This is a genomic window from Rhizobacter koreensis, assembly GCF_013366375.1.
Classification (GTDB): Bacteria; Pseudomonadota; Gammaproteobacteria; order Burkholderiales; family Burkholderiaceae_C; genus Schlegelella_A; species Schlegelella_A koreensis.
This window is the reverse complement of sequence record NZ_JABWMJ010000010.1, coordinates 32,367-53,796: the sequence shown is the minus strand read 5'-3', so window position 1 is coordinate 53,796 and position 21,430 is coordinate 32,367. Positions and strand designations below refer to the sequence as shown.

Sequence of the window (21,430 nt, the reverse complement as noted above, 5' to 3'; positions counted from 1 at the left end):
CTCCGTCCGAACAAGGATTCCCATGAACCCGCAGGACCCACTGCCCGCCCCGCCGACCGCTGCCCGCCGCCTGCTCGAGGAAGCCGGCCGGCTCGGCGTCGCGACCATCTTCACCAACCTCGGCAGCGATCACCCGGCCTTCATCGAGGCGTTCGCCGCGATCGAGGCGCGCGGCGGAACGATGCCGGAGATCATCGTGTGCCCGCACGAGATGACCGCGCTGAGCGCCGCGCACGGTTACGCGATGGCGACCGGGCGCGCGCAGATGGTGCTGGTGCACGTCGACGTCGGCACCCAGAACCTCGGCTGCAGCATCCACAACGCCGCGCGCGGCCGCGTGCCGGCGATCGTCGTCGCCGGCCTGTCGCCGGTCTCGACCAGTGGCGAGCGCACCGGGGCACGCACCGAGTTCATCCACTACACGCAGGACAGCACGCGCCAGCACGAGATCGGCGGCCAGTACATGAAGTGGTCGTACGAGGTGCGGGCGGCCGAGATGATCGACCAGGTGCTGCTGCGCGGCCTGCAGATCGCGACCAGCGTGCCCGCAGGTCCGGTCTACCTCACCGGCGCGCGCGAGGTGTGGGAGGAGCCGGCGGGCGCCGCGCCACAGGCGCCCGAGCATTGGCGTCCGCCGGGAAGCACCTGCCTGCCGGACGATGCGGTGCGGACGCTGCACGCCGCGCTGTGGGCGGCCGAGCGGCCGCTGCTGATCACCAGCTACCTCGGGCGCCAGCCGGAGGCCGTCGACGCGCTCGCCGAGCTCGCCGAGCGCATCGGCATCGCGGTCTGCGAGGTCAACCCGCAATACGTCAACTGCCCGGGCGACCACCCGCACCACGTCGGCTACCGCCGCAACAGCCTGGTCGACGAGGCCGACCTGATCCTGATGATCGACGTCGACGTGCCGTGGATCGTCGCACGCGTGCAGCCGCGCGCCGACGCGCGCCTGTTCCACATCGATTGCGACGTGCTGAAAGCGAGCATGGGCTTCTGGCACTTCCCCGCCGAGGCGAGCTGGCAGGCCGACAGCCTGGCGGCGCTGCGCCAGTTGCTGGCGCTGCCATCGCCTGCAGAGGCCGGGCAGGCCCGCGGCGCGCGCACCGCGTGGATCGCCGATGCACGGCGCCGTCTCGTCATGCCCGACATGCCGACGCCCGCCAACGACGCGATCAACATCCAGCAGCTGAGCGAAGCCATCGCCGCGCTGCTGAACGAACGCAGCATCGTGGTGTTCGAGGAGCCGACCGCGACCGACCGCGTGCTGTACACGCTGCGCATGCGGCGCCCGGGCAGCTACTTCGCGAACGGCGGCAGCGGCCTCGGCTGGAGCATCAACGCGGCGATCGGTCTGAAGCTCGCGTGCCCCGATGCCGAGGTGATCACGCTGGTTGGCGACGGCAGCTACGTGTTCGGCGTGCCGAGCAGCACCTACTGGGTGACCGAAACCTATCGCACGCCCCAGCTCACGATCGTCTTCAACAACGGCGGCTGGAACGCGCCGAAGGCGTCGACCCTGCTGGTGCACCCGGACGGCACCGCCAAGCGCAACGACCGCTACTGGATCACGACCAGCGCGAGGGCGCGGCTCGCCGACATCGCGGCCGCAGCCGGCGGCGCGGCCGCGTTCCGCGTCGAGCGCGCCAGCGAGCTCGCCGCCACGCTTGCCGAGGCGCTCGCCTGCGTGCGCGCCGGCCGCAGCGCGGTGGTCGACGTCGTCACGCTGCCGATCTCGGCCCAGGTGCTCGGCGAGGCCCAATCGAGCGCGCGCCGCGTCGGCCACGACCCCTCTCCGACCCACGCATCAAGGACCCCCGCATGATCCGCCGTCGCCTCTTCGCCACCCTGCTGCTGGCCGGTCTTGGCGCGTCCAGCCTCTCCGCCCTGGCGCAGGACCCCGCCGCGAGCTATCCCTCGAAGCCGATCCGCATCATCGTCAACTTCCCGCCGGGCGGGACCGTCGACACGCTGGCCCGCATCGTCGGGCAAAAGCTCAACGACAAGTTCGGGCAGCCGGTGATCGTCGACAACCGGGCCGGCGCCGGCGGCAACATCGGCGCACAGGCGGTGGCGGTTGCCGAACCGGACGGCTACACGCTGCTGGCGTCGCCGCCGGGGCCGCTGACGATCAACGAGAACCTCTACAAGAGCCTGCCGTTCGACCCGTCGCGGCTGACGCCGGTGATCATGCTCGCCAGCGTGCCGAACGCGGTCACCGCACGCGCCGACTTCCCGGCCAACTCGCTGAAGGACCTGATCGCCTATGTCAAGGCCAACCCCGGCAAGGTGAGCTACGGCTCGCAAGGCAACGGCTCGACGTCGCACCTTACCGGCCAGATGTTCGCGAGCATGATCGGCGGCGACATGCTGCACGTGCCGTTCAAGGGCGAAGGCCCGGCCTTGAACGAGTTGCTGAGCGGCCGCATCGACCTGTTCTTCGGCAACGTCTCGGCGGTGCTGAAGTTCCAGCAGGCCAAGCAGGTCAAGCTGCTGGCGCTGGCGTCGCCGCAGCGCGGCAGCATGGCGCCCGACGTTCCGAGTGCGACCGAAGGCGGGCTGCCCGACTTCATCGCCTCGGCCTGGTTCGCACTGGCCGCGCCGCCGGGCACGCCCGCTTCGATGGCGCGCAAGCTGAACGCTGCGGTCGCCGAAGCGATGAAGTCTCCCGAGGTGATCCAGAAGTTCGCCCAGCAGGGCGCCGAGGTGGTCGGCGGCTCGCCCGCCGACATGGCGAAGTTCCTGCTCGCCGAGCGCAGCCGCTGGAAAAAGGTGATCGACAGTGCCAAGGTGACGCTGGACTGAGTCGGCACGGAGCCGACGCCGCATCGCGTACGAGTCACCAGAGGCGCCACCCGCGTGCGAAGCAACCCACCTGTCTGAAGGAAGAACATGTCGAAACCAACACGTCACCGCGCTTCGCTCCACCCCACGTCCGGCGCCGATGCCGATCTCGGCAATGCCGCGGATGCTGTGTCGACGGCCCCTGCGCGCGCGACGCGCCGCGTCCACCGGCGCGATGTGCTGGTCGGCGCCGCGCTGACCGCGCTTGTGGCATCGCCGCTGCGGGCCTTCGGGCAACCGACGCCCACGGCACTGCGCCTCGTCGTGCCGTTCTCGGCCGGCGGGACCGCCGACGTGCTGCCGCGCATCGTCGCCGAGAAGCTGAACGCGCATTACCCGGGCGGCATCATCATCGACAACCGCGTCGGCGCCGGCGGCAACATCGGCGCCGACGCGGTGTTCCGGGCCCCGCCCGACGGCAGCATGCTGCTGGCGTCGCCGCCCGGTCCCCTGGTCATCAACCAGTACCTTTACCCGAAGCTCTCGTTCGATCCGAACCAGTGGGTGCCGGTCACGGTGCTGGCGACGGTGCCGAACGTGCTGGCGGTCAGTGCCAAGCTGCCGGTCAAGAACGTGAAGGAGTTCGTCGCCTACCTGAAGGCGAGTCCGGACAAGGTCGCGTTCGCGTCGCAGGGCAACGGGTCGACGTCGCACCTGACCGCCAACCTCTTCATGGCGCTGACCCAGACGAGCATGACGCACGTGCCGTACAAGGGCACGGCGCCGGCGCTGAACGACCTGCTCGGCGGTCAGATCGACGTGTTCTTCGACAACCTCAGCTCATCGGCGCCGCACCATATTTCGGGGCGAATCCGGATCCTCGCCGTGGCGGACGAGCAGCGTTCGGCGGCCCTGCCGAACGTACCGACCTTTGCCGAGGCCGGCCTGCCGGCGATGCAGGCGGTGACCTTCTTCGCGGTGGTCGCGCCGCCCGGGACGCCCGGCGCCCTGGCGGCCACCCTGCAGCGGCAGATCGCCGAGGTGCTGCAGGACGCCGACGTGAAGAAGCGCTTTGGCGAGCAGGGCGCTCAGCCACGCGGCTGGACGCCCGAGCAGACCGCCCAGTTCTTCAAGGGCGAGCGCGACAAGTGGAGCAAGGTCATTCGCAGCGCGAACGTCAGGCTCGAGTGAGCTGAGGGCCGGCCGCGGTCTCCATCCGCGCCCGACCGCCAGCGGCGCACCGCACATGTCACCACGCAACGACCTGGCAGGGCCCGACCGCGACTTCGTCGAAGCCCTGAGCAAGGGTCTCGACGTCCTCACCTGCTTCGGCCGGAAGCACAGCCGTCTGACCCTCTCCGAAGTGGCGCGGCTGACCGGCGCCTCGCCGGCGTCGGCGCGCCGTTCCTTGCACACCATGGTCGTGCGGGGCTTCCTTGAAACCGACGGGAAGCGGTTCTGGATGACCTCGCGCTCGTTGCTGATCGCGCACGCCTTCCTCGCCTCGCAGCCGATGGTGGCGCTGGCTCAACCGCTGCTCGACCGGCTGGCCGAGCAGACCCGGGAGTCGGCGTCGCTCGCCCATCTGCTGGACGACGATGCCATCATCGTGGCGCGCGCCACCGCGCGTCGCACCCTGAGCACCGGGCTTGGCATCGGGTCACGACTGCCGGCGCATGCCTCGGCGCTCGGTCGCATGTTGCTGGCGGGACTCGAACCGGGTGCGATGTGGAGCCGGGTTCGAGCCATGTCGCTTGCGGCTCTGACACCTGACACTCCGACTTCCGCAGCCCAGGTGATCGCGATCGTCGATCACTCGCGGAGCACGGGGCATGCGGAATGCGACAACGAGTTGGAGGTCGGAGTCCGTTCGCTCGCCGTCGCCTTGCGTCACCCGTCCGGCGCGACTGTTGCAGCGATGAGCATCGCCGTGCGGGCGGAGCGGATGTCGATGCAGACGTTCCGTAGCGAACTTCTGCCCCAACTGACCAATGCGCGCGACCGCCTGTCTCGGATGCTATTTCCGAGCTGACGAAAGTGGACCGGGAGACGCTACAGCGCAGCGTTGAAGGCGCAGGGCCGAGGCTCGACCTTGCTGACCGTGAGCACTCTCTCGGCACGGACCCGCGCGCCAGTCAGCGCCCTTGGGAGCCCTCCAGCGGCTCGCGTGGAGCGGCGCGCGAGTCGCCCGCTCACGCGAGCCGCCGGCCGTCTTCCCGAGCCCGCGTCAACCCGGCTCGCGCGCGCGAAGCAGCGTCGGGAACGACTTCACTTGCTCAGCGACCAGCCGCGTCGCCAGCTGCAGACCGAGCTGCGTGCCTCGGTCGATCGCCTTCAGGGCCGCTGCATCGTCCCTGTCCGAGACCTTGTCAGGAGGGAACGGGAACTGCTGCCGCATCGCGACCAACGCGGCGCCGAGAGCGACGTCGACGACCGGCATGGGATCGATCACGGGGAGGGGCGGATCACCCTTCTGGAGCCGGACCTGCGTGATCGGATCCCACGGGTCGAGCCAAGCGACTTCGATAAACCGCCTCGACCAGTCGATCAGCCATTGAAGCGACTGGCACTGGCTTGCCCGGCGGTCGAAGACGTCGCGGGCGTGGATGCCGATCTGCATGAGCGCCGGCGCCGGGATCTTCTCGAGGGCGATCTCGGGGCTGGTCAAGGTCGCCTCGACGATTCGCTCGGAGAAGACGACCTCCCACCAGGCGAGGCGGTTGAAGCACTCGTGCTTGGCCGGCGGCGAGATCCAGACGCCGATGTTGGTGTAGTAGTTCTTGATCTTGCTCAGCACGGTCAGCCCGGCCGCCGAGCTGAGAAAGCCGTCGTGCTTGCTCGCGTGCTCGCCCGGGACGTCGAACTCGTCGAAGCCGCCGCCCTCGAGCACGCCGATCAGGTTGACGTTGACGAAGTGGTGCCAGGTCGAGTCGCAGACGACTCGGCCCTTCCCGCCTGCGCGGTGTCCGTCATAGGTGCTGACCACGCCGAAGGTCTGGGCGATGGTCGGTGACTTCGTCCCGCGGGCGTTGTTGCCGGCCCTCACCCGCCCCCAGGCGATCACCTCCGGCACGACGCGCGTGCCGCCGGCATCGGGTGGGTACTCGTCCGCGCCTCCAAAGGTACCGGTCACGTCAGGCGGCAGCCGGCACTCGCCCTCGTGCGGGTGGTCGGGAAAGACGTCGATCCGGCCCGTGCGGCCGCATAGCACCGGATGCGGATAACGCGCGTTGCGCAGGAAGCCAGCGTAGGAGCTGTAGAGAAGCAGGTCGAGCGGCTGCGGAACGTCGTCGCTCTGGTCGCTGAACGAGCTTCCGGGGTCGTGCCCTTCCTGGTTGCTGTCGTTGCGGCGGGGGCCACCCATGCTGACCTGGTTCTGGTTGTTGTCGGCGCTCGGGAAGTCGCCCCAATGGCGCATGCCGCGGACGCGCGGCAGCCCGCCGCAGAGCGCCTGCCCGAGGTAGCCGTGGTCGCCGGTGGCGAAGACGCCGCCGCCCCGTTGCATGTGGGCATGGATAGCGTTGATCTCCGCCGCAGCGAGGAAGGGGCCCCGGCCCGCCGTCGCGGGGTATGTCGTTTGAATACCGAACAGCCAGATCTGGTCGTACATCTCCGGCGTGAAGTGGGCGGTGTTGTCGAATCGAAACGTTTGAATGCGATTCGCGATGCCCGGCTCGGACGCCAGCATGGCGGCATCCCCGACGTTTCCGATGTGCGCCAGCGTGATCTGAAACGCGACCCGTCCGGGCGCCTCGTTCTTGAGCGCCCGTACGAAGGTCGAGAGCCCAAAGTCGCCCTCGCCGAAGTTGAGGGAGCCGTCGGCCACGATCAGCGTCTTGACGGTACAGCGGCGCCACCACGGGTAGAAAATCTCGGGCGTTCTCTGGAACTCGAGCCGCCGCTTCACGTTCAACTGGATGAGCTCGCGGGCGCCGGGACTGATGGTCGTCAGCGTGGGGTGCCCGTCCGACAAGGATCGGCTAGGGGTCAGGGTAGCGGGTCTCTGGGTGGCCATGGTGATCTCCTTCCATCGTGTCGCGTCAAGCGGCGTGGAAGCATGGATCGTCCCCTTCGCGTGGCGTTACCCAATCCCTCTGATTGAGGACGGTGCGGCAGCCACTGCATGTCGTCGCCTCGTTCGTCTTGATTGCACGTCGTGTTCACGCGAGCAAATCTGGCCACAGGCTGAGGCAATCGTCGTGGGTTGCCCAACTTCGGTTGGCCTCGCGTCCCATCGTTCAAGGAGGGCGCGGCTACCTGACAGAGCCGCAGGAGCGAAGCGAGCCACGTGAAGGCGCAAGCGAGGGCGCCGTTCCGTGCTGCCCTCGCATTCTTCGTAAAGGCTCATGAAGGCTGTCCTCCCTCGCGGCCCTCGTTCTGAGCGAAAGGCCAACGTCGACGGCACATGACGTGTTGCTGCGGACGGCCTCTTCGATGCCTCATCTTGACGAGATCTTGATGGCGGCGCCGCCAATCTTGGCAACCTCTTGACGCCGTACGCCCGAGCATTCGAACGTACGAATCGGAGGGTGCATGGACATCGCTTATCTCATCGCTGCAGGCGCCTTCTGGGCGGCCATCGTCGCCCTCGCAAGGGGTTGCGAGCGCCTGCGGAGCCGCAAGGGGGCAGCATGACCGGCTGGGATGTCGCGGGTGGCCTGATCGCCATCGGCCTGCTGATCTACCTGCTCGCCGTGTTGCTGCGGCCGGAGGACTTTTCGTGAACGCGCCCGCCTGGATTCAGTTGATCGTCTATCTGGCGATCCTGCTGCTGCTGGCCTGGCCGCTTGCCCGGCTGATCGAAGCGGTGATGCAAGGCCGCTTCGCCTGGGGCCGGCGCATCGAGGCCCCGCTGTTCCGTGTGGGCGGTGTCGACGCCGAGCGCGAGCAGCCGTGGCTTTCCTATGCCATCGGGCTGCTCGTGTTCAACGGCATCGGCGTGTTCGCGGTCTATGCGCTGCAGCGTCTGCAGGCCGTGCTGCCCCTGAACCCCCAAGGCATGGCCGGGGTGTCGCCGGACTTGGCCTTCAACACCGCGATCAGCTTCGTCACCAACACCAACTGGCAGGGCTACGGCGGCGAGTCGACGATGAGCTATCTGACGCAGATGCTGGCGCTGACGGTGCAGAACTTCCTGTCCGCGGCGACTGGCATCGTCGTCGTCGTCGTCCTGATCCGCGGCTTCGCGCGCCACTCGGCGCGGGCCATCGGCAATGTCTGGGTCGATCTGACGCGCGCCACGCTGTGGATCCTGCTGCCGCTCTCGTTCGTTTTCGCGCTCGTCCTCGCCGGTCAAGGCGTGATCCAGAACTTCAAGCCCTACGAGACCGTGCAGACGATCGCGGTGCAGGCGTGGCAAGAGCCGAGGCTCGGCGCCGACAGCCAGCCGATGAAGGACGCCGCGGGCCAGCCAGCGATGGAGAACAAGGCGGGACAGACGCAGACGCTCGCGATGGGGCCGGTCGCGTCGCAATTGGCCATCAAGATGCTGGGCACCAACGGCGGCGGCTTCTTCAACGCCAACTCCGCGCACCCGTACGAGAACCCGACCGCGGTCAGCAACTTCCTGCAGATGCTGTCGATCTTCCTGATCCCGGCGGCGCTGGTGTTCGTGTTCGGGCGCGTGGTGGGTGATCCGCGCCAGGGCTTCGCGGTGCTGGCGGCGATGACGCTGGTCTTCGTCGCCGCCGTGGTCGCCACCACCATGGCCGAGCAGCAGGGCAACCCGGCCCTCGCCGCGCTCGGGGTCGACGCCTCGGCCGGCAACATGGAAGGCAAGGAGGTGCGCTTCGGCACCAACGCCTCGACGCTGTTCGCCGTCATCACCACCGCCGCGAGCTGCGGCGCGGTGAACTCGATGCACGACAGCTACACGCCGCTCGGCGGCCTCGTGCCGATGGCGCTGATCCAGCTCGGCGAAGTGATCTTCGGCGGTGTCGGCGCGGGCCTCTACGGCATGCTGGTGTTCGCCATGCTGGCGGTGTTCATCGCCGGCCTGATGATCGGCCGCACGCCCGAGTACCTCGGCAAGAAGATCGAGACGTACGAGATGAAGATGGTCTCGATCGCGATACTGGTCACGCCGCTGCTCGTGCTGGTGGGCACCGCAGTCGCGGTCATCGCCGATCCCGGCCGCGCCAGCATCCAGGATCCGGGGCCGCACGGCTTCTCCGAGGTCCTGTACGCCCTCTCGTCGGCGGCCAACAACAACGGCAGCGCGTTCGCCGGCCTGTCCGCCAACACCCCGTTCTACAACATGCTGCTCGCCGTCGCGATGTGGTTCGGCCGCTTCGGCGTGATCGTACCGGTGCTCGCGATCGCCGGTGCGCTCGCCGCCAAGAAGCGACTCGAGGTGACCGGCGGCACGTTGCCGACGCACGGCCCCTTGTTCGTGCTGCTGCTCGTCGGCACGGTGCTGCTGGTCGGCCTCCTGAACTACGTGCCGGCCCTGGCCCTGGGACCCGTCGTCGAGCACCTGATGCTGCACGCCGCCAAGTGAGACACGCGCCATGACCCGCAAGACCCTGACCCTGTTCGACCCGGCGCTGATGGCCCCGGCCGTCGCCGACGCCTTCAAGAAGCTCGACCCGCGCGTGCAGTTGCGCAACCCCGTGATGTTCGTCGTCTATGTCGGCAGCGCCTTCACCACGGCGCTGGCCGCGGCCAGGCCCGACGTCTTCACGATCGGCGTGGCGGTGTGGCTGTGGTTCACCGTGCTCTTCGCCAACTTCGCCGAGGCGCTGGCGGAGGGCCGCAGCAAAGCGCAGGCCTCGTCGCTGCGCGGCTTGAAGAAGCAGACCTGGGCGAAGAAGCTCGAAGGCGAGTACCGCCGCGGCGAGCCGCGCACCTCGATGCACTGGCACCCGACCGAGGCCGACAGCCTGCGCAAGGGCCACATCGTGCTCATCGAGGCCGGCGACACCATTCCCGCCGACGGCGAAGTGATCGACGGCGTCGCCTCGGTCGACGAAAGCGCGATCACCGGTGAGTCGGCGCCGGTGATCCGCGAATCGGGCGGCGACTTCTCGGCGGTGACCGGCGGCACCCGGGTGCTGTCGGACTGGATCGTCGTACGGGTCGCCGTCAACCCGGGCGAAACCTTCGTCGACCGCATGATCGCGATGGTCGAGAACGCGAAGCGACAGAAGACGCCCAACGAGATCGCGCTGACCATTCTGCTGGTCGCGCTGACCATCGTCTTCCTCGGGGTCGTCGTGACGCTGCTGCCGTTCTCGGCGTTCGGCGTGCAGGCCGTCGGCGCCGGCCAGCCGGTCAGCCTCGTGATTCTCGTCGCCCTGCTGGTCTGCCTGATCCCCACGACGATCGCCGGGCTGCTGAGCGCCGTCGGCGTGGCCGGCATGAGCCGGATGATGCAGGCCAACGTCGTCGCCACGTCGGGCCGCGCGGTCGAAGCCGCCGGCGACGTCGACGTGCTGCTGCTCGACAAGACCGGCACCATCACGCTCGGCAACCGCCAGGCCAGCGCGTTCATCCCCGCCGCAGGCGTCAAGGAAGCGGCCCTTGCCGACGCGGCGCAGCTCGCGTCGCTGGCCGACGAAACTCCCGAGGGTCGCAGCATCGTCGTGCTGGCCAAGCAGAAGTTCGAGCTGCGCGAGCGCGACGTCGCCGCACTCGGCGCGAGCTTCGTCCACTTCACCGCACAGACGCGCATGAGCGGTGCGGACCTGCAGGACCCGGCCGGCCGCGCGCGCCTGCTGCGCAAGGGCGCGGCCGACGCGATCCGCAAGCACGTGGAATCGCTCGGCGGCAGCTTTCCGCCGGCGCTGCAGGCCACCGTCGACGACGTCTCGCGCCGCGGCAGCACGCCGCTCGTCGTGGCCGACGATGCGCGCGTGCTCGGCGTGGTCGAGCTCAAGGACATCGTGAAAGGCGGCATCAAGGAGCGCTTCGCCGAGCTGCGCCGCATGGGCATCAAGACCGTGATGGTGACCGGCGACAACCGTCTCACGGCCGCGGCGATCGCGGCCGAGGCCGGCGTCGACGACTTCCTCGCCGAAGCCACGCCCGAGGCCAAGCTCAAGCTGATCCGCGAGCATCAGGCCGCTGGCCGGCTGGTCGCGATGACCGGTGACGGCACCAACGACGCCCCGGCGCTGGCGCAGGCCGACGTCGCGGTGGCGATGAACACCGGCACCCAGGCCGCCAAGGAGGCCGGCAACATGGTCGACCTCGACAGCAACCCCACCAAGCTGATCGAGATCGTCGAAACCGGCAAGCAGATGCTGATGACGCGCGGCTCGCTGACGACGTTCTCGATCGCGAACGACCTTGCGAAGTATTTCGCCATCATCCCGGCAGCCTTCGTCGCCACGTACCCGCAGCTCGGCGCGCTCAATGTGATGCAGCTCGCGAGCCCGACGTCGGCGATCCTGTCGGCGGTGATCTTCAACGCGCTGATCATCGTCGTGCTGATCCCGCTCGCCCTGAAAGGAGTGGCCTATCGCGCGGTCGGCGCGGCCACGCTCCTGCGCCGCAATCTGCTGGTCTACGGACTCGGTGGCGTGATCGTGCCGTTCATCGGAATCAAGCTGATCGACCTCGTGCTCGCCGCACTCGGCCTGTCGTGACGGCGCGCTCCCCGCTCGACCCAGGTTCGGCGTCGTGATCGGCGTCAAGGTCACGTTCTGATCGACCCAAGGAGGCTCCAGCCATGAACACCACTCTCGCAACCCCTTCCCCCGCGGCGGCGACCGCTGCCGAACCGGCCGAACGCCGCTCCGCACTGCTGCGGCCAGCGCTCACGCTGTTCGTCGTGCTCTCGGCCGTGACCGGATTGCTGTACCCGCTCGTGACCACCGGCGTCGCGCAACTCGTGTTTCCCCACGCGGCCAACGGCAGCCTGATCGTCCGCGACGGCAAGGCCGTCGGTTCGGAACTGATCGGCCAAGCGTTCAACGACCCGGGATTCTTCTGGAGCCGCCCGTCGGCCACGGGGCCGATGCCGTACAACGCCGCCAACTCCAGCGGCTCGAACCTCGGCCCGAGCAATCCGGCGCTGGCCGATGCGGTCAGGGCGCGCGTCGAGGCGCTGCGTGCGGCCGATCCGGGCAACGCCGCGCCGGTGCCTGTGGACCTGGTCACCGCCTCCGCCAGCGGGCTCGATCCGCACATCAGCCGTGCCGCGGCGGATTACCAGGTCTCCCGCGTGGCGCGCGTACGCGTTCTGCCCGCCGCACGCGTGCGCGCGCTCGTGGAGCAGCACACCGAGCGGCCGCTGCTCGGTTTCATCGGCGAGCCGCGCGTGCACGTGTTGAAGCTCAACCTCGCGCTCGACAGCGTGCGCGGCACGGCCCGCGGACCGGCCGCATCGAGCGCCCGTACGCCCGCACCATGAACGACTGGATCGGCGTCCTGCTGTCGCTGCCGGCAACCTCGGCACCGCTGCACATGGCGCGCGCGAGCGGCAGGCCCACGACGCCGGCCGCCGCCATGGCACTCGCGGTACGCACGATGCTTCTTGAAACGCACGGCGCTCGCGCCCCTCCAAACGCGGCGACGGCGGAGCCGTCGCCAGACGATCAAGAACGCGTCAAGTCGGCGCCGTTGGTCCTGCCGGCGCCGGAGCGGCCATGGGAAGATGCCGCGCGTTCCGCTTCGGCTCACCACTTGGCCCCTTGCGCATGCTGATCAACTGCGTCGCCTACGAGGACGGCCGCAAGTTGGCCGACATCCCCATCGACGACATCGAGGAGTGGGTGGCGAGGCCGCGCTGCTTCGTCTGGGTCGCACTGCGCGATGCCACCGATGACGAGCTGCGCCAGCTGCGGCACGAGTTCGACCTGCACGAGCTCGCGATCGAGGATGCGCGGCACGGACATCAGCGGCCCAAGATCGAGGAGTACGGCGACACGCTCTTCGTCGTGATGAAGCTGCGCGAGGCTCGGTCCGATGGCCTGGAGATGGGCGAGGTGGCCATCTTCGTCGGCGCCAACTTCGTGCTCTCGGTGCGCAATCACAGCGCCCACGGCTTCCTCGGCGTACGCGAGCGCTGCGAGCGCGAGCCGGAGCACCTGAAGCAGGGCTCCGGCTTCGTGCTTTATGCGCTGATGGACTCCGTGATCGACCGCTACTTTCCGCTCATCGATGCGATGGATAGCGACCTCGAGGAGATCGAGGGCGCCATCTTCGATCGTGGAGCGGCGCGCTGGAACATCCAGCGGCTGTACGCGCTGAAACGGCGCGCGACGGTGCTGCGCCATGCGGTGGCGCCGCTGCTGGAGGTGACGGGCAAGCTGCACGGCGGCCGTGTGCCCGCGGTCTGCGCGCACAGCCAGGAGTTCTTCCGCGACATCGAGGACCACCTTGCGCGCATCAACACGGCGGTCGACGCGATCCGCGACACCATCGCCACCGCCATCCAGGTGAACCTGTCGATGGTGACGATCGAGGAGTCGGAGACCACCAAGCGGCTGGCGGCCTGGGCAGCGATCTTCGCGATTTCGACCGCCCTGGCCGGCATCTGGGGCATGAACTTCGAGCACATGCCCGAGCTGAAGTGGGCCTGGGGCTATCCGATGGCGCTGAACGCGATCGGCGGCGCCGCGGGCTTCCTGTTCTGGCGCTTCAAGCGCGCGGGTTGGCTGTAGGAATGACCGGCGACGACCGCCCCGACCCCGACCAGCTCCTGCAGCAGGTCCAGCGAGACGAGGCCCGCGAGCGGCGCGGCCGGCTGAAGATCTTCTTCGGCGCGTCGGCGGGCGTCGGCAAGACCTACGCGATGCTCGCTGCGGCGCGCGCCGCCCGGAGCCAGGGCGCCACGCTGATCGTCGGGCTGGTCGAGACCCACGGCCGCGCTGAGACCGAGGCGATGGCGCGCGACCTGCCGCGCTTGCCCCTGAAGAGCGTGACCTACCGCGACCGCACGCTGCAGGAGTTCGACCTCGATGCAGCGCTGGCATGGGCGCGCGCCGAGGCCGATCCGCTGGTGCTGCTCGACGAACTCGCGCACCACAACGCGCCCGGATCGCGGCACCGCAAGCGCTGGCAGGACGTGGAGGAACTGCTGGCCTCCGGCGTCGACGTCTGGTCGACGATGAACGTCCAGCACCTGGAGAGCCTGAACGACATCGTCAGCGGCATCACCGGAATCCGCGTCTGGGAGACGGTACCCGACCGGCTGTTCGACGAGGCCGACGAAGTGGTGGTGGTCGATCTGCCGCCCGACGAGCTGCTCGCGCGGCTCAAGGCCGGCAAGGTCTACATCCCGCAGCAGGCCGAGCGCGCCTCGGCCAACTTCTTCCGCAAGGGCAACCTGCTGGCCTTGCGCGAGCTGGCCCTGCGCCGCACCGCCGACCGGGTGGACGACCAGATGCAGGCCTGGCGCCGCCGCAGCTCGGTCCAGGCGGTGTGGCCCAACCGCGAGGCGCTGCTGGCCTGCGTGGGCGTGGGCGAGAGCGGCGAGAAGGTGGTGCGCGCCTGTGCCCGGCTGGCGGCGCAGCTCGACGTGCCATGGCATGCCGTGCATGTCGAGACACCCGCTGTCCAACGTCTCCCTACCGCGCGTCGCGAGCAGGCCTTGCGCGTGCTCAAACTGGCCGAGGAACTGGGGGCGAGCGTGGCGACTCCGTCCGGCCCCGAGGCGCCCGCCGCGCTGGTGCGCTATGCCCGCGAGCACAATCTCGCGAGGCTCGTGATCGGTCGTACCACCCGGCGCTGGCCATGGCAGCGCTCGACGTCGGATCGCATCGGCGCGCTTGCCGAGGACCTCGACGTGGTGCAGGTGGCCCCACCGGCCGGCGCCCGCGACCGTGCACCGCTTGCCGCCACGGCCGCCGCCACCGGCGACTTCCCGTGGCGCGGGTACGCCACCGCGGTGCTCGCCTGCGGTGCCACCGCCCTCCTGGCGACGCCGCTGCTCGGCCGGCTGGAGTTGACCAACATCGTGATGATCTTCCTGCTCGCCGTGGTCGGCGTCGGGTGGGTCCATGGGCGCGGACCGGCGGTGGTGGCGGCGTTCCTCGGCGTCGGGCTGTTCGACTGGTTCTTCGTGCAGCCACGTTTCTCGTTCGCGGTGAGCGACGTGCAGTACCTGGTCACCTTCGCGGTGATGCTGGTCGTGGCACTGGCCATCGGCCAGCTCACCGCCGGGCTCAAGGTACAGGCCCAGGCGGCAACGCAGCGCGAGCACCGCATGCGCGGCCTGTACGAGATGTCGCGTGACCTTTCGGCCGCGCTGCTGCCCGCGCAGGTGGCCGAGATCGGCGCCCGCTTCCTCGCGGCCGAGTTCAAGGCACGCGCCACCTTGCTCGCGGCCGACGAGCACGATCGGCTGGTTGCTCTGCCCGGCGGCAGCGCGGCGGTGGACAACGCGGTGGCGCAGTGGTCGTTCGACCGCGGCGAGCCGGCCGGCTTCGGCACCGACACCCTCGCGGCAAGCGCCTGCCTGGTGCTGCCGCTGAAGGCGCCCATGCGGGTGCGCGGCGTGCTGGCCGTGGAGCCGGAGAATCGCGCCACCTTGGGACCCGACCAGCGCCGGCTGCTCGACACGTGCGCCTCGCTGCTCGCGATCTCGCTGGAACGCATCCACTACATCGACGTGGCGCAAGAGAGCACGGTGCAGATCGAATCGGAGCGGCTGCGCAATTCGCTGCTGTCGGCGATCTCGCATGACCTGCGCACACCGCTCGCGGCGATGGTCGGGCTCGCCGACGCGCTGACGATGACGGCGCCGACGTTGCCGGCACCACAAGCCGAGGTCGTCCGTGCCATTCGCGATTCGGCGATGCGCATGAACGAGATGGTCGGCAATCTTCTCGACATGGCCCGGCTCGAGGCGGGTGCAGTGCCGATGCGTCGCGAGTGGCAGCCGCTGGAAGAGGTGGTCGGCAGCGCGCTCGCCGCCTGCGCTCCGGCGCTGCAGGCTCGCCCCGTGCGGGTGGCTCTTGCCGACGACCTGCCGCTGGTCCAGGTGGACGCGGTCCTCCTGGAGCGCGTGCTCGTCAACCTGCTCGAGAACGCCGCCAAGTACACACCGTCGGGCAGTCCGATCGAGCTGACCGCATCAGCCTCGTCTTCGACCGTGACGATCGCCATCGACGATCACGGCCCCGGCCTGCCACAGGGGCGCGAGGAAGCGCTGTTCGACAAGTTCGAGCGCGGCAGCAAGGAGAGCGCGACGCCGGGCGTCGGCCTCGGGTTGGCGATCTCGCGCGCCATCGTGCAGGCCCATGGCGGCACGATCCGTGGCGAGAACCGTTCGGGCCCCGCAGGCATCGAAGGCGCGCGCTTCGTGATCGAGCTGCCGCGCGGCGAGCCGCCCGCCGACGACGGCAGCACGACAGCCACCGGCGCGGTCTAGGATGCCGCCATGGAACTGCGCGCCCGCATCCTTGTCGTCGAAGACGAGCCCCAGATCCGACGCTTCGTGCGGATGACGCTCGAATCGGAAGGCCACGACGTCTACGAGGCGTCGACTCTGCAGCGTGGGCTCATCGAGGCAGGCAGCCGGCGCCCGGACCTGGCCGTCGTGGACCTCGGTCTGCCGGACGGCGATGGGGTCGACCTGATCCGCGACCTGCGTGGTTGGTCGCAGGCGCCTGTCATCGTGCTGTCGGCCCGCAGCGGCGAGGCGGAGAAGGTCGCTGCGCTCGACGCAGGGGCCGACGACTACCTCGTCAAGCCGTTCGGCGCGGCAGAGCTGCTGGCGCGGGTGCGGGCCCAGCTGCGGCGTCAGGCGCTTGCCCCGGCCTCGGCGAACGCGGTGCTGCGATTCGGCCGCACGACGCTGGATCTGGCGAGGCGTCTGGTGGAGCGCGATGGCGAGCCGCTGCACCTCACCCCGATCGAGTACCGGCTGCTCACGCTCCTGGCCTCACAGCCCGACCGCGTCGTGACTCACGAGCAATTGTTGAAAGCGGTGTGGGGTCCGGGGCATGCGGATGACACGCATTACGTGCGCGTGCACATGGCCAACCTGCGCAAGAAGGTCGAGGACGACGCGTCGATGCCGCGGCACTTGCTGGCCGAGCCGGGGATCGGTTACCGCTTCCGCCCCTGACCTGTCCGCGTCGCCGGCGCGAAGGCCGCTTTGTCGACTCGGATCGCTGAAGGCACCGTCGGCAATGACTCTGGACGACAAAGCTTGCTGTCGATGCCGAGGTTGAGCAGCGCCAGGCTCCCGCGTACGGCCCTGCATCTGCAGCGTGAGGCGAAGCGCCCAAACGTCTGTTCGACGGCTCGCGATGCGTGGTTGCCATGACGGTCTCCACAAGGCGACGGCCGGTTCCCGAGCCGCATTCCGGGCCTGCACGGCTTGTCTGGTCGCCGCCGTGATCTCGGACTGCACAGGCGCCGCAAGCGCTTGAGCGCGCTCCGAAGCGCAAACCACGGCGCGCCGCACCTGGGCACCCGTCATCGAAGTTCATTCGATGTCGGGAACGCGTTATCATCTGTGCCGTCCTCTTGCCTTCTACGTCCATCAAGCCCGACCGACCGTGAGTGAAGCGATCCAGATGAAGCGGTCTTGGAAGGACGGCGCGCCGGACGGCGATCTTTGCAACCCGCGATCGCCTCGGCGCGCGACGCGTGATCCGGGCGGCCATTCAGCTGGCGATGTGCTCCGGCCCGAAAGCGCTGTCGCCTACCGGCAGAACCGATGACGGGGTCGCTGCGCCGTCGCCGCAGAAGGTCCGCGTTCCGCTCGGCTGCTGCCGTACGGTGCGTGGTGGCCCTCTTGCTTGCCGTGATCTGTGCCCAGGTCCTCGGGCTGATGCATGGTGTGGCGCACCCGGCATCTCGCGCGAGGCATCAGGCACAGCCGGTTGGTGAAGGGCCAGGGCGAGCGCTCGTTGACGAGGCGGCCTATCCGGCTGCGGAACCTGGTTGGGTGGAGGCCTTGTTCTCGGCTCACGAGGACTCCGATGACTGCCGGCTTCTCGACGGTCTGGGGCACGCGTCGCCCGCGCCGCCTGCTCCCGACATGCCTGCGGCACCCGCGCCCTGCGCCGGCCGGCAGCGGCTGCTTGCCGGTGCGTTCGTCGCGCGCTGGGCGGCTCTTTTCGACGCGCGGGGGCCGCCCGAAGCTCACTGAAGCCATCGTTTGCAGACCCGTGCGTGACGCGCCGGGCGTATTGATCCTTCTGTGAGTAAGCAACATGAGAACTTCGTTTCATTGGGGTGGCCTGACGCTGGCCGTTGCGTTGGCATTGACGGCATGCGGCGGGGGTGGTGGTGATGACGGCGACGAGCGGGACGAGGGCGCGACCCTCGACACCGCAGGTCGCCTCGCGATCAGCGAGGACGCCGCAACGTCGCTGCGCATCTACGACCTGGACAGCGGCAGCGTCGTCTCGAACTTCGCGTTGGCCAATTCGCCGTCTGCCGTCTATGCCAGCCCCGGGCGTCGCTATGCGCTCGCGTTCCAGCGCGCGCAGGACACCGTGCAGGTCGCCGATGGCGGCGTATGGCAGGAAGACCACGGCGACCACCTGCACGACTACAAGGAGGCGCCGAAGATGCTCGCGTTCCGCATCGACGGACCCCAGCCAACTCACTACGACGACCGTCCGGGTCAAGCCAGCATCTACATGGACGGGCGCGCTCCCGGCGTACCTTCAGCCGCTCTCGTGTTCAGCGACACGGATCTGGCGGCCGGGCGCTTCGCCGCCAGCGCGACGTTCGCGAACGCGATGCACGGGTTCGCCGAGCCGAACGGAAACGCTCTCGTGGCGACGTACCGGGCCACCGAGGCGAGCGGGCCGACCCAGGCGGAAATCTGGAACCGGCAAGGATCGCAGTACACGTTCGTGAAGCGCCTGGAGACGCAGTGTCCGGGCATGCACGGGAGCTTCACGCGCGCCAACGTCACGGTTGCCGGCTGCTCGGATGGCGTCCTCGTGGTCTCTCCGCAGGGCGCGAACGACTTCCAGGCGCGCAAGATCACGACTGCCACGGGGGTCAGCACGATCGCCGGCCATCCCGACGTGCCCCGCTTCGTCGGCATCGGCAACTCCGGTACGCCTTCAACCACACGCTTCTACGACATCGACGCGGCAACCGGGACGGCGACTCCGATCGCGATCAGCGGATGGACCGAGGGCCGTCTGCGCCGGGCTCACGGATTCGACCGTGCGGGCCGCTACTTCTTCGTGCTCGACGACCTGGGAGCGCTGCACGTGCTCGAGCGCAGCGGCTCGAGCTGGACCACGCGGAAGTCCATCGCAGCAAGCATCCCGGCCATGCCCGCCGCCGCGCCGTTCCCGGCGTTCGCCACCAACGAGGCGCGCGACGAGGTCTACCTGTCCGATCCGGGCGCCCGACAGCTCGTGGTCGTCAACACGTCGTCGCTGGAGATCGCTCGACGAGCCAACCTCGATTTCCGACCCAGCTACCTGGCCTGGCTCGGAATCGCTCGCTGAGGGGTCTCGGCTCCAGCCGCCGCGGTCGACCCAGGCCGCGGTGGTCGAGCAAGCGGTTGCGAGCGCAGCGCCATTCGAGCGGCGAACGCGAGTGACTGGGTCCCGTCTCAGCCGTGGGTGAGTAGGCCTCAGCGCCAGGTTGCGAAGGCTCTCGTCGGGACCCATCCGCTCGCAAGCCGACGGACCTGCTCTGCCGCATGAACACGGCTCATCCGCAGGTTCACTCGGCACAGAACTGCGCGCGGCAACTTGAATCTGCGCTTGCGTGCCGTCAAGACGACCGCCGCGAGGCTGGGTGATCCCTTCTCCAGGCTCGCCTCGGTGCTCGTCGCAGCGAGCTGCAGGCGTATGACATTCGTCGTGAGGTTCGCCGCCTCCGGCCAGGCGGACTCGCTGCGCCTTTCTCTTCACCGATGGAGCGGGCGAGGACCGCCGACGATCTTGCCAATGCAGAGCAGCTCATCGGGCGGCTGCAGCACGCCACGCCGTCACGCCGGCCGTATCGCAGCGAGCGACCGGAGGGCGGACGATGGTCGAAGCGCGATCGCCGCGAGTGGATCGCTTACCTCCGGGGCTCCGGGATGCATCGCCTTGTGTGAGACGGACGCGCCTCGACGGTGCTTGTATTCGCGGGGCGGCAGCAACGTGACGACGGGGGCCACTCAGGCAGCCTCACGGGCCCTCTGTGACGACCTACCACCCCGCTACCGAGCCTGGCGACGTCGGCGGTACGCATCAGGAACAAGGCGGAACGAGTCGCACGAACCGCCCAAACATCAACGGCCCCGAAGGGCCGTCTGCAAAGGGCGTTAGGTGGGGTGGCTGATGGGATACAAAACGGCGACCTAAGCTGTTGATCTCATTGGGAAAAGCGCCGGGAAAAACTGATCTGTTCCCCCGTCTGTTCCCCTTGTCCGCATGGGACGTCTTGAGACCGTCAGCCACGACATTCTGGCGGTCCTGCCCGTCGCCCGCAACGTCGCGGTGCTCATCGGTCCTTCAACGCGGAAAGGTAGGCGGTGGCAACCTCGACGCAGTGCTCCAGGCTCGGCTGATACCCGGTCGCAGCGATCGCCTCGAAGGTCGCCACAAACCCTGGCCCGGGTCGTCCGATCTGCTCGAGGAACCGGTTCCGGTGCCGCATGAGGAATGGCCCGGCTGCCGCCAGCGCATCCGGCTCCCGCTCGACCACCATCGCGAGGTCGAACAGATCACGCGCCGTCGCACGGTCCCCGCGGTGGTACATCTTCTTGGCGATCACCTCCGCGGCCGTCTCGACGCGCACTGGCCGACCCTGGATGTCCCACTGCTCCCAGGCCCCGTCGGTGAGGTTCGGTGCGGCCACGAAGTCGATCTCGCCTTCCTCGAACTGCAGCTTGACGAACGAGCCCGGCATCTCCGTGTACTCCTCGGTCAGTGATGCAGCCGTGTCGCTGAGTCGGGGCGTCACATAGCCGAGGTATTGCGGGTCCGGCACGAAGATGTCGATGTCCTTGCTGAGGCGGTGTCCGTACCTGAACATCAGGACGGTTCCGCCTCCGAAGGTCCAGAACGGGTCCGCAAGCCCGCCATGGCGCTGGATGTCGTCGACCAGCCGCAGCGCTCGCTGGAACAGCACTTCCCAGGGGCCGGATGGCAGCGACTTCATCACGCTCTCATCACGCCCACAGGCCCTGCCGGTGCACCGCCAGTGACCTGGCGAGCTTCGCGACGTTGCGCCACACAGCCTTGGGGGCCACGCCCTCGTTCGCGGCGGCTTCCTCCACGGCCATCACCACCAAGGGCACCGGCGCCTCGTCGAGCAGGTGCGTCAGGTGGGCCGCGTAGCCCTTCGGTACGCTGCCGCTGACCAGCGCGTGACCGAGCGTGTCAGGCGGCACCTCCTGGACGTAGCTCACGCTGGCGTTCTTCGCCGCCATCCACAGGCCCCGCTTCCGGGCGCGCGCTGCCTGGCTGGGCGGATCTAGGTCCAGCCCCAGCACGGCCAGCACCTGGGCCACCCGGTTGAATCCCAGATCGCTCAGGGCGCCCGCTTCCAGGCCGACCAGCGTCTGCCGCGAAAGCCCGCTCAGTTGCGCAAGCCGGGACTGCGTCAGTCCCAGCGCCTCGCGCCGCTCGCGGATGATGGTGCCCAGGTTGGAGAGGTCCACAGCTTGGCCTGAAGAATTGTCGAATATTTTGGACATTCTAGCGCCTCCGGGCCACACCCGCCAGGCGCTCGCCAGCGGCGCCGCAGGCCTCTCGCTGCCCACAGCCGTGACATATGCGCTCGC

At 68.9% G+C, this 21,430-nt stretch carries 16 protein-coding genes; 13 read left to right on the top strand and 3 right to left on the bottom strand.

Going from position 1 to position 21,430, the window contains the following annotated elements; all coding sequences use genetic code 11:
• The first annotated feature begins 22 nt into the window (after positions 1–22).
• From HQN59_RS19415 to HQN59_RS19400, 4 genes are all read left to right on the top strand, one after another.
• Positions 23–1,822: a thiamine pyrophosphate-requiring protein gene (locus HQN59_RS19415; RefSeq protein WP_176070785.1), complete on the top strand. Its 1,800-nt coding sequence runs from the start codon at positions 23–25 to the stop codon at positions 1,820–1,822.
• Positions 1,819–2,802: a Bug family tripartite tricarboxylate transporter substrate binding protein gene (locus HQN59_RS19410; protein ID WP_176070784.1), complete on the top strand. Its 984-nt coding sequence runs from the start codon at positions 1,819–1,821 to the stop codon at positions 2,800–2,802. The genes HQN59_RS19415 and HQN59_RS19410 overlap by 4 nt, the downstream gene beginning before the upstream one ends.
• A gap of 87 nt (positions 2,803–2,889) precedes the next feature.
• Entirely contained in the window at positions 2,890–3,972 is a 1,083-nt protein-coding gene (locus HQN59_RS19405; RefSeq protein WP_176070783.1) for a Bug family tripartite tricarboxylate transporter substrate binding protein, read from the top strand.
• A gap of 55 nt (positions 3,973–4,027) precedes the next feature.
• Entirely contained in the window at positions 4,028–4,813 is a 786-nt protein-coding gene (locus HQN59_RS19400; RefSeq protein ID WP_176070782.1) for an IclR family transcriptional regulator domain-containing protein, read from the top strand.
• A gap of 195 nt (positions 4,814–5,008) precedes the next feature.
• Here HQN59_RS19400 and HQN59_RS19395 read toward each other — a convergent pair whose 3' ends face one another.
• Positions 5,009–6,796 (bottom strand): hypothetical protein, encoded by a 1,788-nt coding sequence (locus HQN59_RS19395; protein ID WP_176070781.1) that lies wholly within the window; start codon positions 6,794–6,796, stop codon positions 5,009–5,011.
• A gap of 616 nt (positions 6,797–7,412) precedes the next feature.
• On the opposite strand from HQN59_RS19395, the gene kdpF reads away from it, so the two are divergent.
• From kdpF to HQN59_RS19350, 9 genes are all read left to right on the top strand, one after another.
• Positions 7,413–7,505, top strand: a complete 93-nt coding sequence (kdpF, locus tag HQN59_RS26260; RefSeq protein WP_176070780.1) for a K(+)-transporting ATPase subunit F — start codon at positions 7,413–7,415, stop codon at positions 7,503–7,505.
• Complete coding sequence (gene kdpA, locus HQN59_RS19385; RefSeq protein WP_176070779.1) at positions 7,502–9,280, top strand: potassium-transporting ATPase subunit KdpA; 1,779 nt, start codon at positions 7,502–7,504, stop codon at positions 9,278–9,280. The genes kdpF and kdpA overlap by 4 nt, the downstream gene beginning before the upstream one ends.
• Positions 9,281–9,290: 10 nt before the next feature.
• On the top strand, positions 9,291–11,369 hold the full coding sequence (gene kdpB / locus HQN59_RS19380) for a potassium-transporting ATPase subunit KdpB (protein WP_176070778.1): 2,079 nt from the start codon (positions 9,291–9,293) through the stop codon (positions 11,367–11,369).
• A gap of 83 nt (positions 11,370–11,452) precedes the next feature.
• Complete coding sequence (kdpC, locus tag HQN59_RS19375; protein WP_176070777.1) at positions 11,453–12,136, top strand: potassium-transporting ATPase subunit KdpC; 684 nt, start codon at positions 11,453–11,455, stop codon at positions 12,134–12,136.
• Positions 12,133–12,429 (top strand): hypothetical protein, encoded by a 297-nt coding sequence (locus tag HQN59_RS19370; RefSeq protein WP_176070776.1) that lies wholly within the window; start codon positions 12,133–12,135, stop codon positions 12,427–12,429. Before kdpC ends, HQN59_RS19370 begins: the two co-directional genes overlap by 4 nt.
• The gene (locus tag HQN59_RS19365) at positions 12,423–13,388 is read left to right on the top strand and encodes a magnesium and cobalt transport protein CorA (RefSeq protein WP_176070775.1); all 966 of its coding nucleotides are present in this window, start codon (positions 12,423–12,425) and stop codon (positions 13,386–13,388) included. Before HQN59_RS19370 ends, HQN59_RS19365 begins: the two co-directional genes overlap by 7 nt.
• A gap of 2 nt (positions 13,389–13,390) precedes the next feature.
• Positions 13,391–16,099, top strand: a complete 2,709-nt coding sequence (locus HQN59_RS19360; protein WP_176070774.1) for a DUF4118 domain-containing protein — start codon at positions 13,391–13,393, stop codon at positions 16,097–16,099.
• 9 nt (positions 16,100–16,108) lie between these two features.
• Entirely contained in the window at positions 16,109–16,798 is a 690-nt protein-coding gene (locus HQN59_RS19355) for a response regulator (protein ID WP_176070773.1), read from the top strand.
• A gap of 1,096 nt (positions 16,799–17,894) precedes the next feature.
• Positions 17,895–19,157, top strand: a complete 1,263-nt coding sequence (locus HQN59_RS19350; protein WP_176070772.1) for a hypothetical protein — start codon at positions 17,895–17,897, stop codon at positions 19,155–19,157.
• 988 nt (positions 19,158–20,145) lie between these two features.
• Here the strand turns inward: HQN59_RS19350 and HQN59_RS19345 are convergent.
• A complete protein-coding gene (locus HQN59_RS19345; protein WP_176070771.1) occupies positions 20,146–20,805 on the bottom strand; it encodes a nucleotidyl transferase AbiEii/AbiGii toxin family protein in 660 nt (219 codons plus the stop codon).
• A gap of 10 nt (positions 20,806–20,815) precedes the next feature.
• On the bottom strand, positions 20,816–21,343 hold the full coding sequence (locus tag HQN59_RS19340; protein WP_217427559.1) for a helix-turn-helix transcriptional regulator: 528 nt from the start codon (positions 21,341–21,343) through the stop codon (positions 20,816–20,818).
• Positions 21,344–21,430 lie beyond the last annotated feature (87 nt).

Coding starts and splice junctions, on each gene's coding strand:
- HQN59_RS19415 (WP_176070785.1), top strand. CDS start 23: ATGAACCCGCAGGACCCACTGCCCGCCCCGCCGACCGCTGCCCGCCGC.
- HQN59_RS19410 (WP_176070784.1), top strand. CDS start 1,819: ATGATCCGCCGTCGCCTCTTCGCCACCCTGCTGCTGGCCGGTCTTGGC.
- HQN59_RS19405 (WP_176070783.1), top strand. CDS start 2,890: ATGTCGAAACCAACACGTCACCGCGCTTCGCTCCACCCCACGTCCGGC.
- HQN59_RS19400 (WP_176070782.1), top strand. CDS start 4,028: ATGTCACCACGCAACGACCTGGCAGGGCCCGACCGCGACTTCGTCGAA.
- HQN59_RS19395 (WP_176070781.1), bottom strand. CDS start 6,796: ATGGCCACCCAGAGACCCGCTACCCTGACCCCTAGCCGATCCTTGTCG.
- kdpF (WP_176070780.1), top strand. CDS start 7,413: ATGACCGGCTGGGATGTCGCGGGTGGCCTGATCGCCATCGGCCTGCTG.
- kdpB (WP_176070778.1), top strand. CDS start 9,291: ATGACCCGCAAGACCCTGACCCTGTTCGACCCGGCGCTGATGGCCCCG.
- kdpC (WP_176070777.1), top strand. CDS start 11,453: ATGAACACCACTCTCGCAACCCCTTCCCCCGCGGCGGCGACCGCTGCC.
- HQN59_RS19370 (WP_176070776.1), top strand. CDS start 12,133: ATGAACGACTGGATCGGCGTCCTGCTGTCGCTGCCGGCAACCTCGGCA.
- HQN59_RS19365 (WP_176070775.1), top strand. CDS start 12,423: ATGCTGATCAACTGCGTCGCCTACGAGGACGGCCGCAAGTTGGCCGAC.
- HQN59_RS19360 (WP_176070774.1), top strand. CDS start 13,391: ATGACCGGCGACGACCGCCCCGACCCCGACCAGCTCCTGCAGCAGGTC.
- HQN59_RS19355 (WP_176070773.1), top strand. CDS start 16,109: ATGGAACTGCGCGCCCGCATCCTTGTCGTCGAAGACGAGCCCCAGATC.
- HQN59_RS19350 (WP_176070772.1), top strand. CDS start 17,895: ATGAGAACTTCGTTTCATTGGGGTGGCCTGACGCTGGCCGTTGCGTTG.
- HQN59_RS19345 (WP_176070771.1), bottom strand. CDS start 20,805: ATGAAGTCGCTGCCATCCGGCCCCTGGGAAGTGCTGTTCCAGCGAGCG.
- HQN59_RS19340 (WP_217427559.1), bottom strand. CDS start 21,343: ATGTCCAAAATATTCGACAATTCTTCAGGCCAAGCTGTGGACCTCTCC.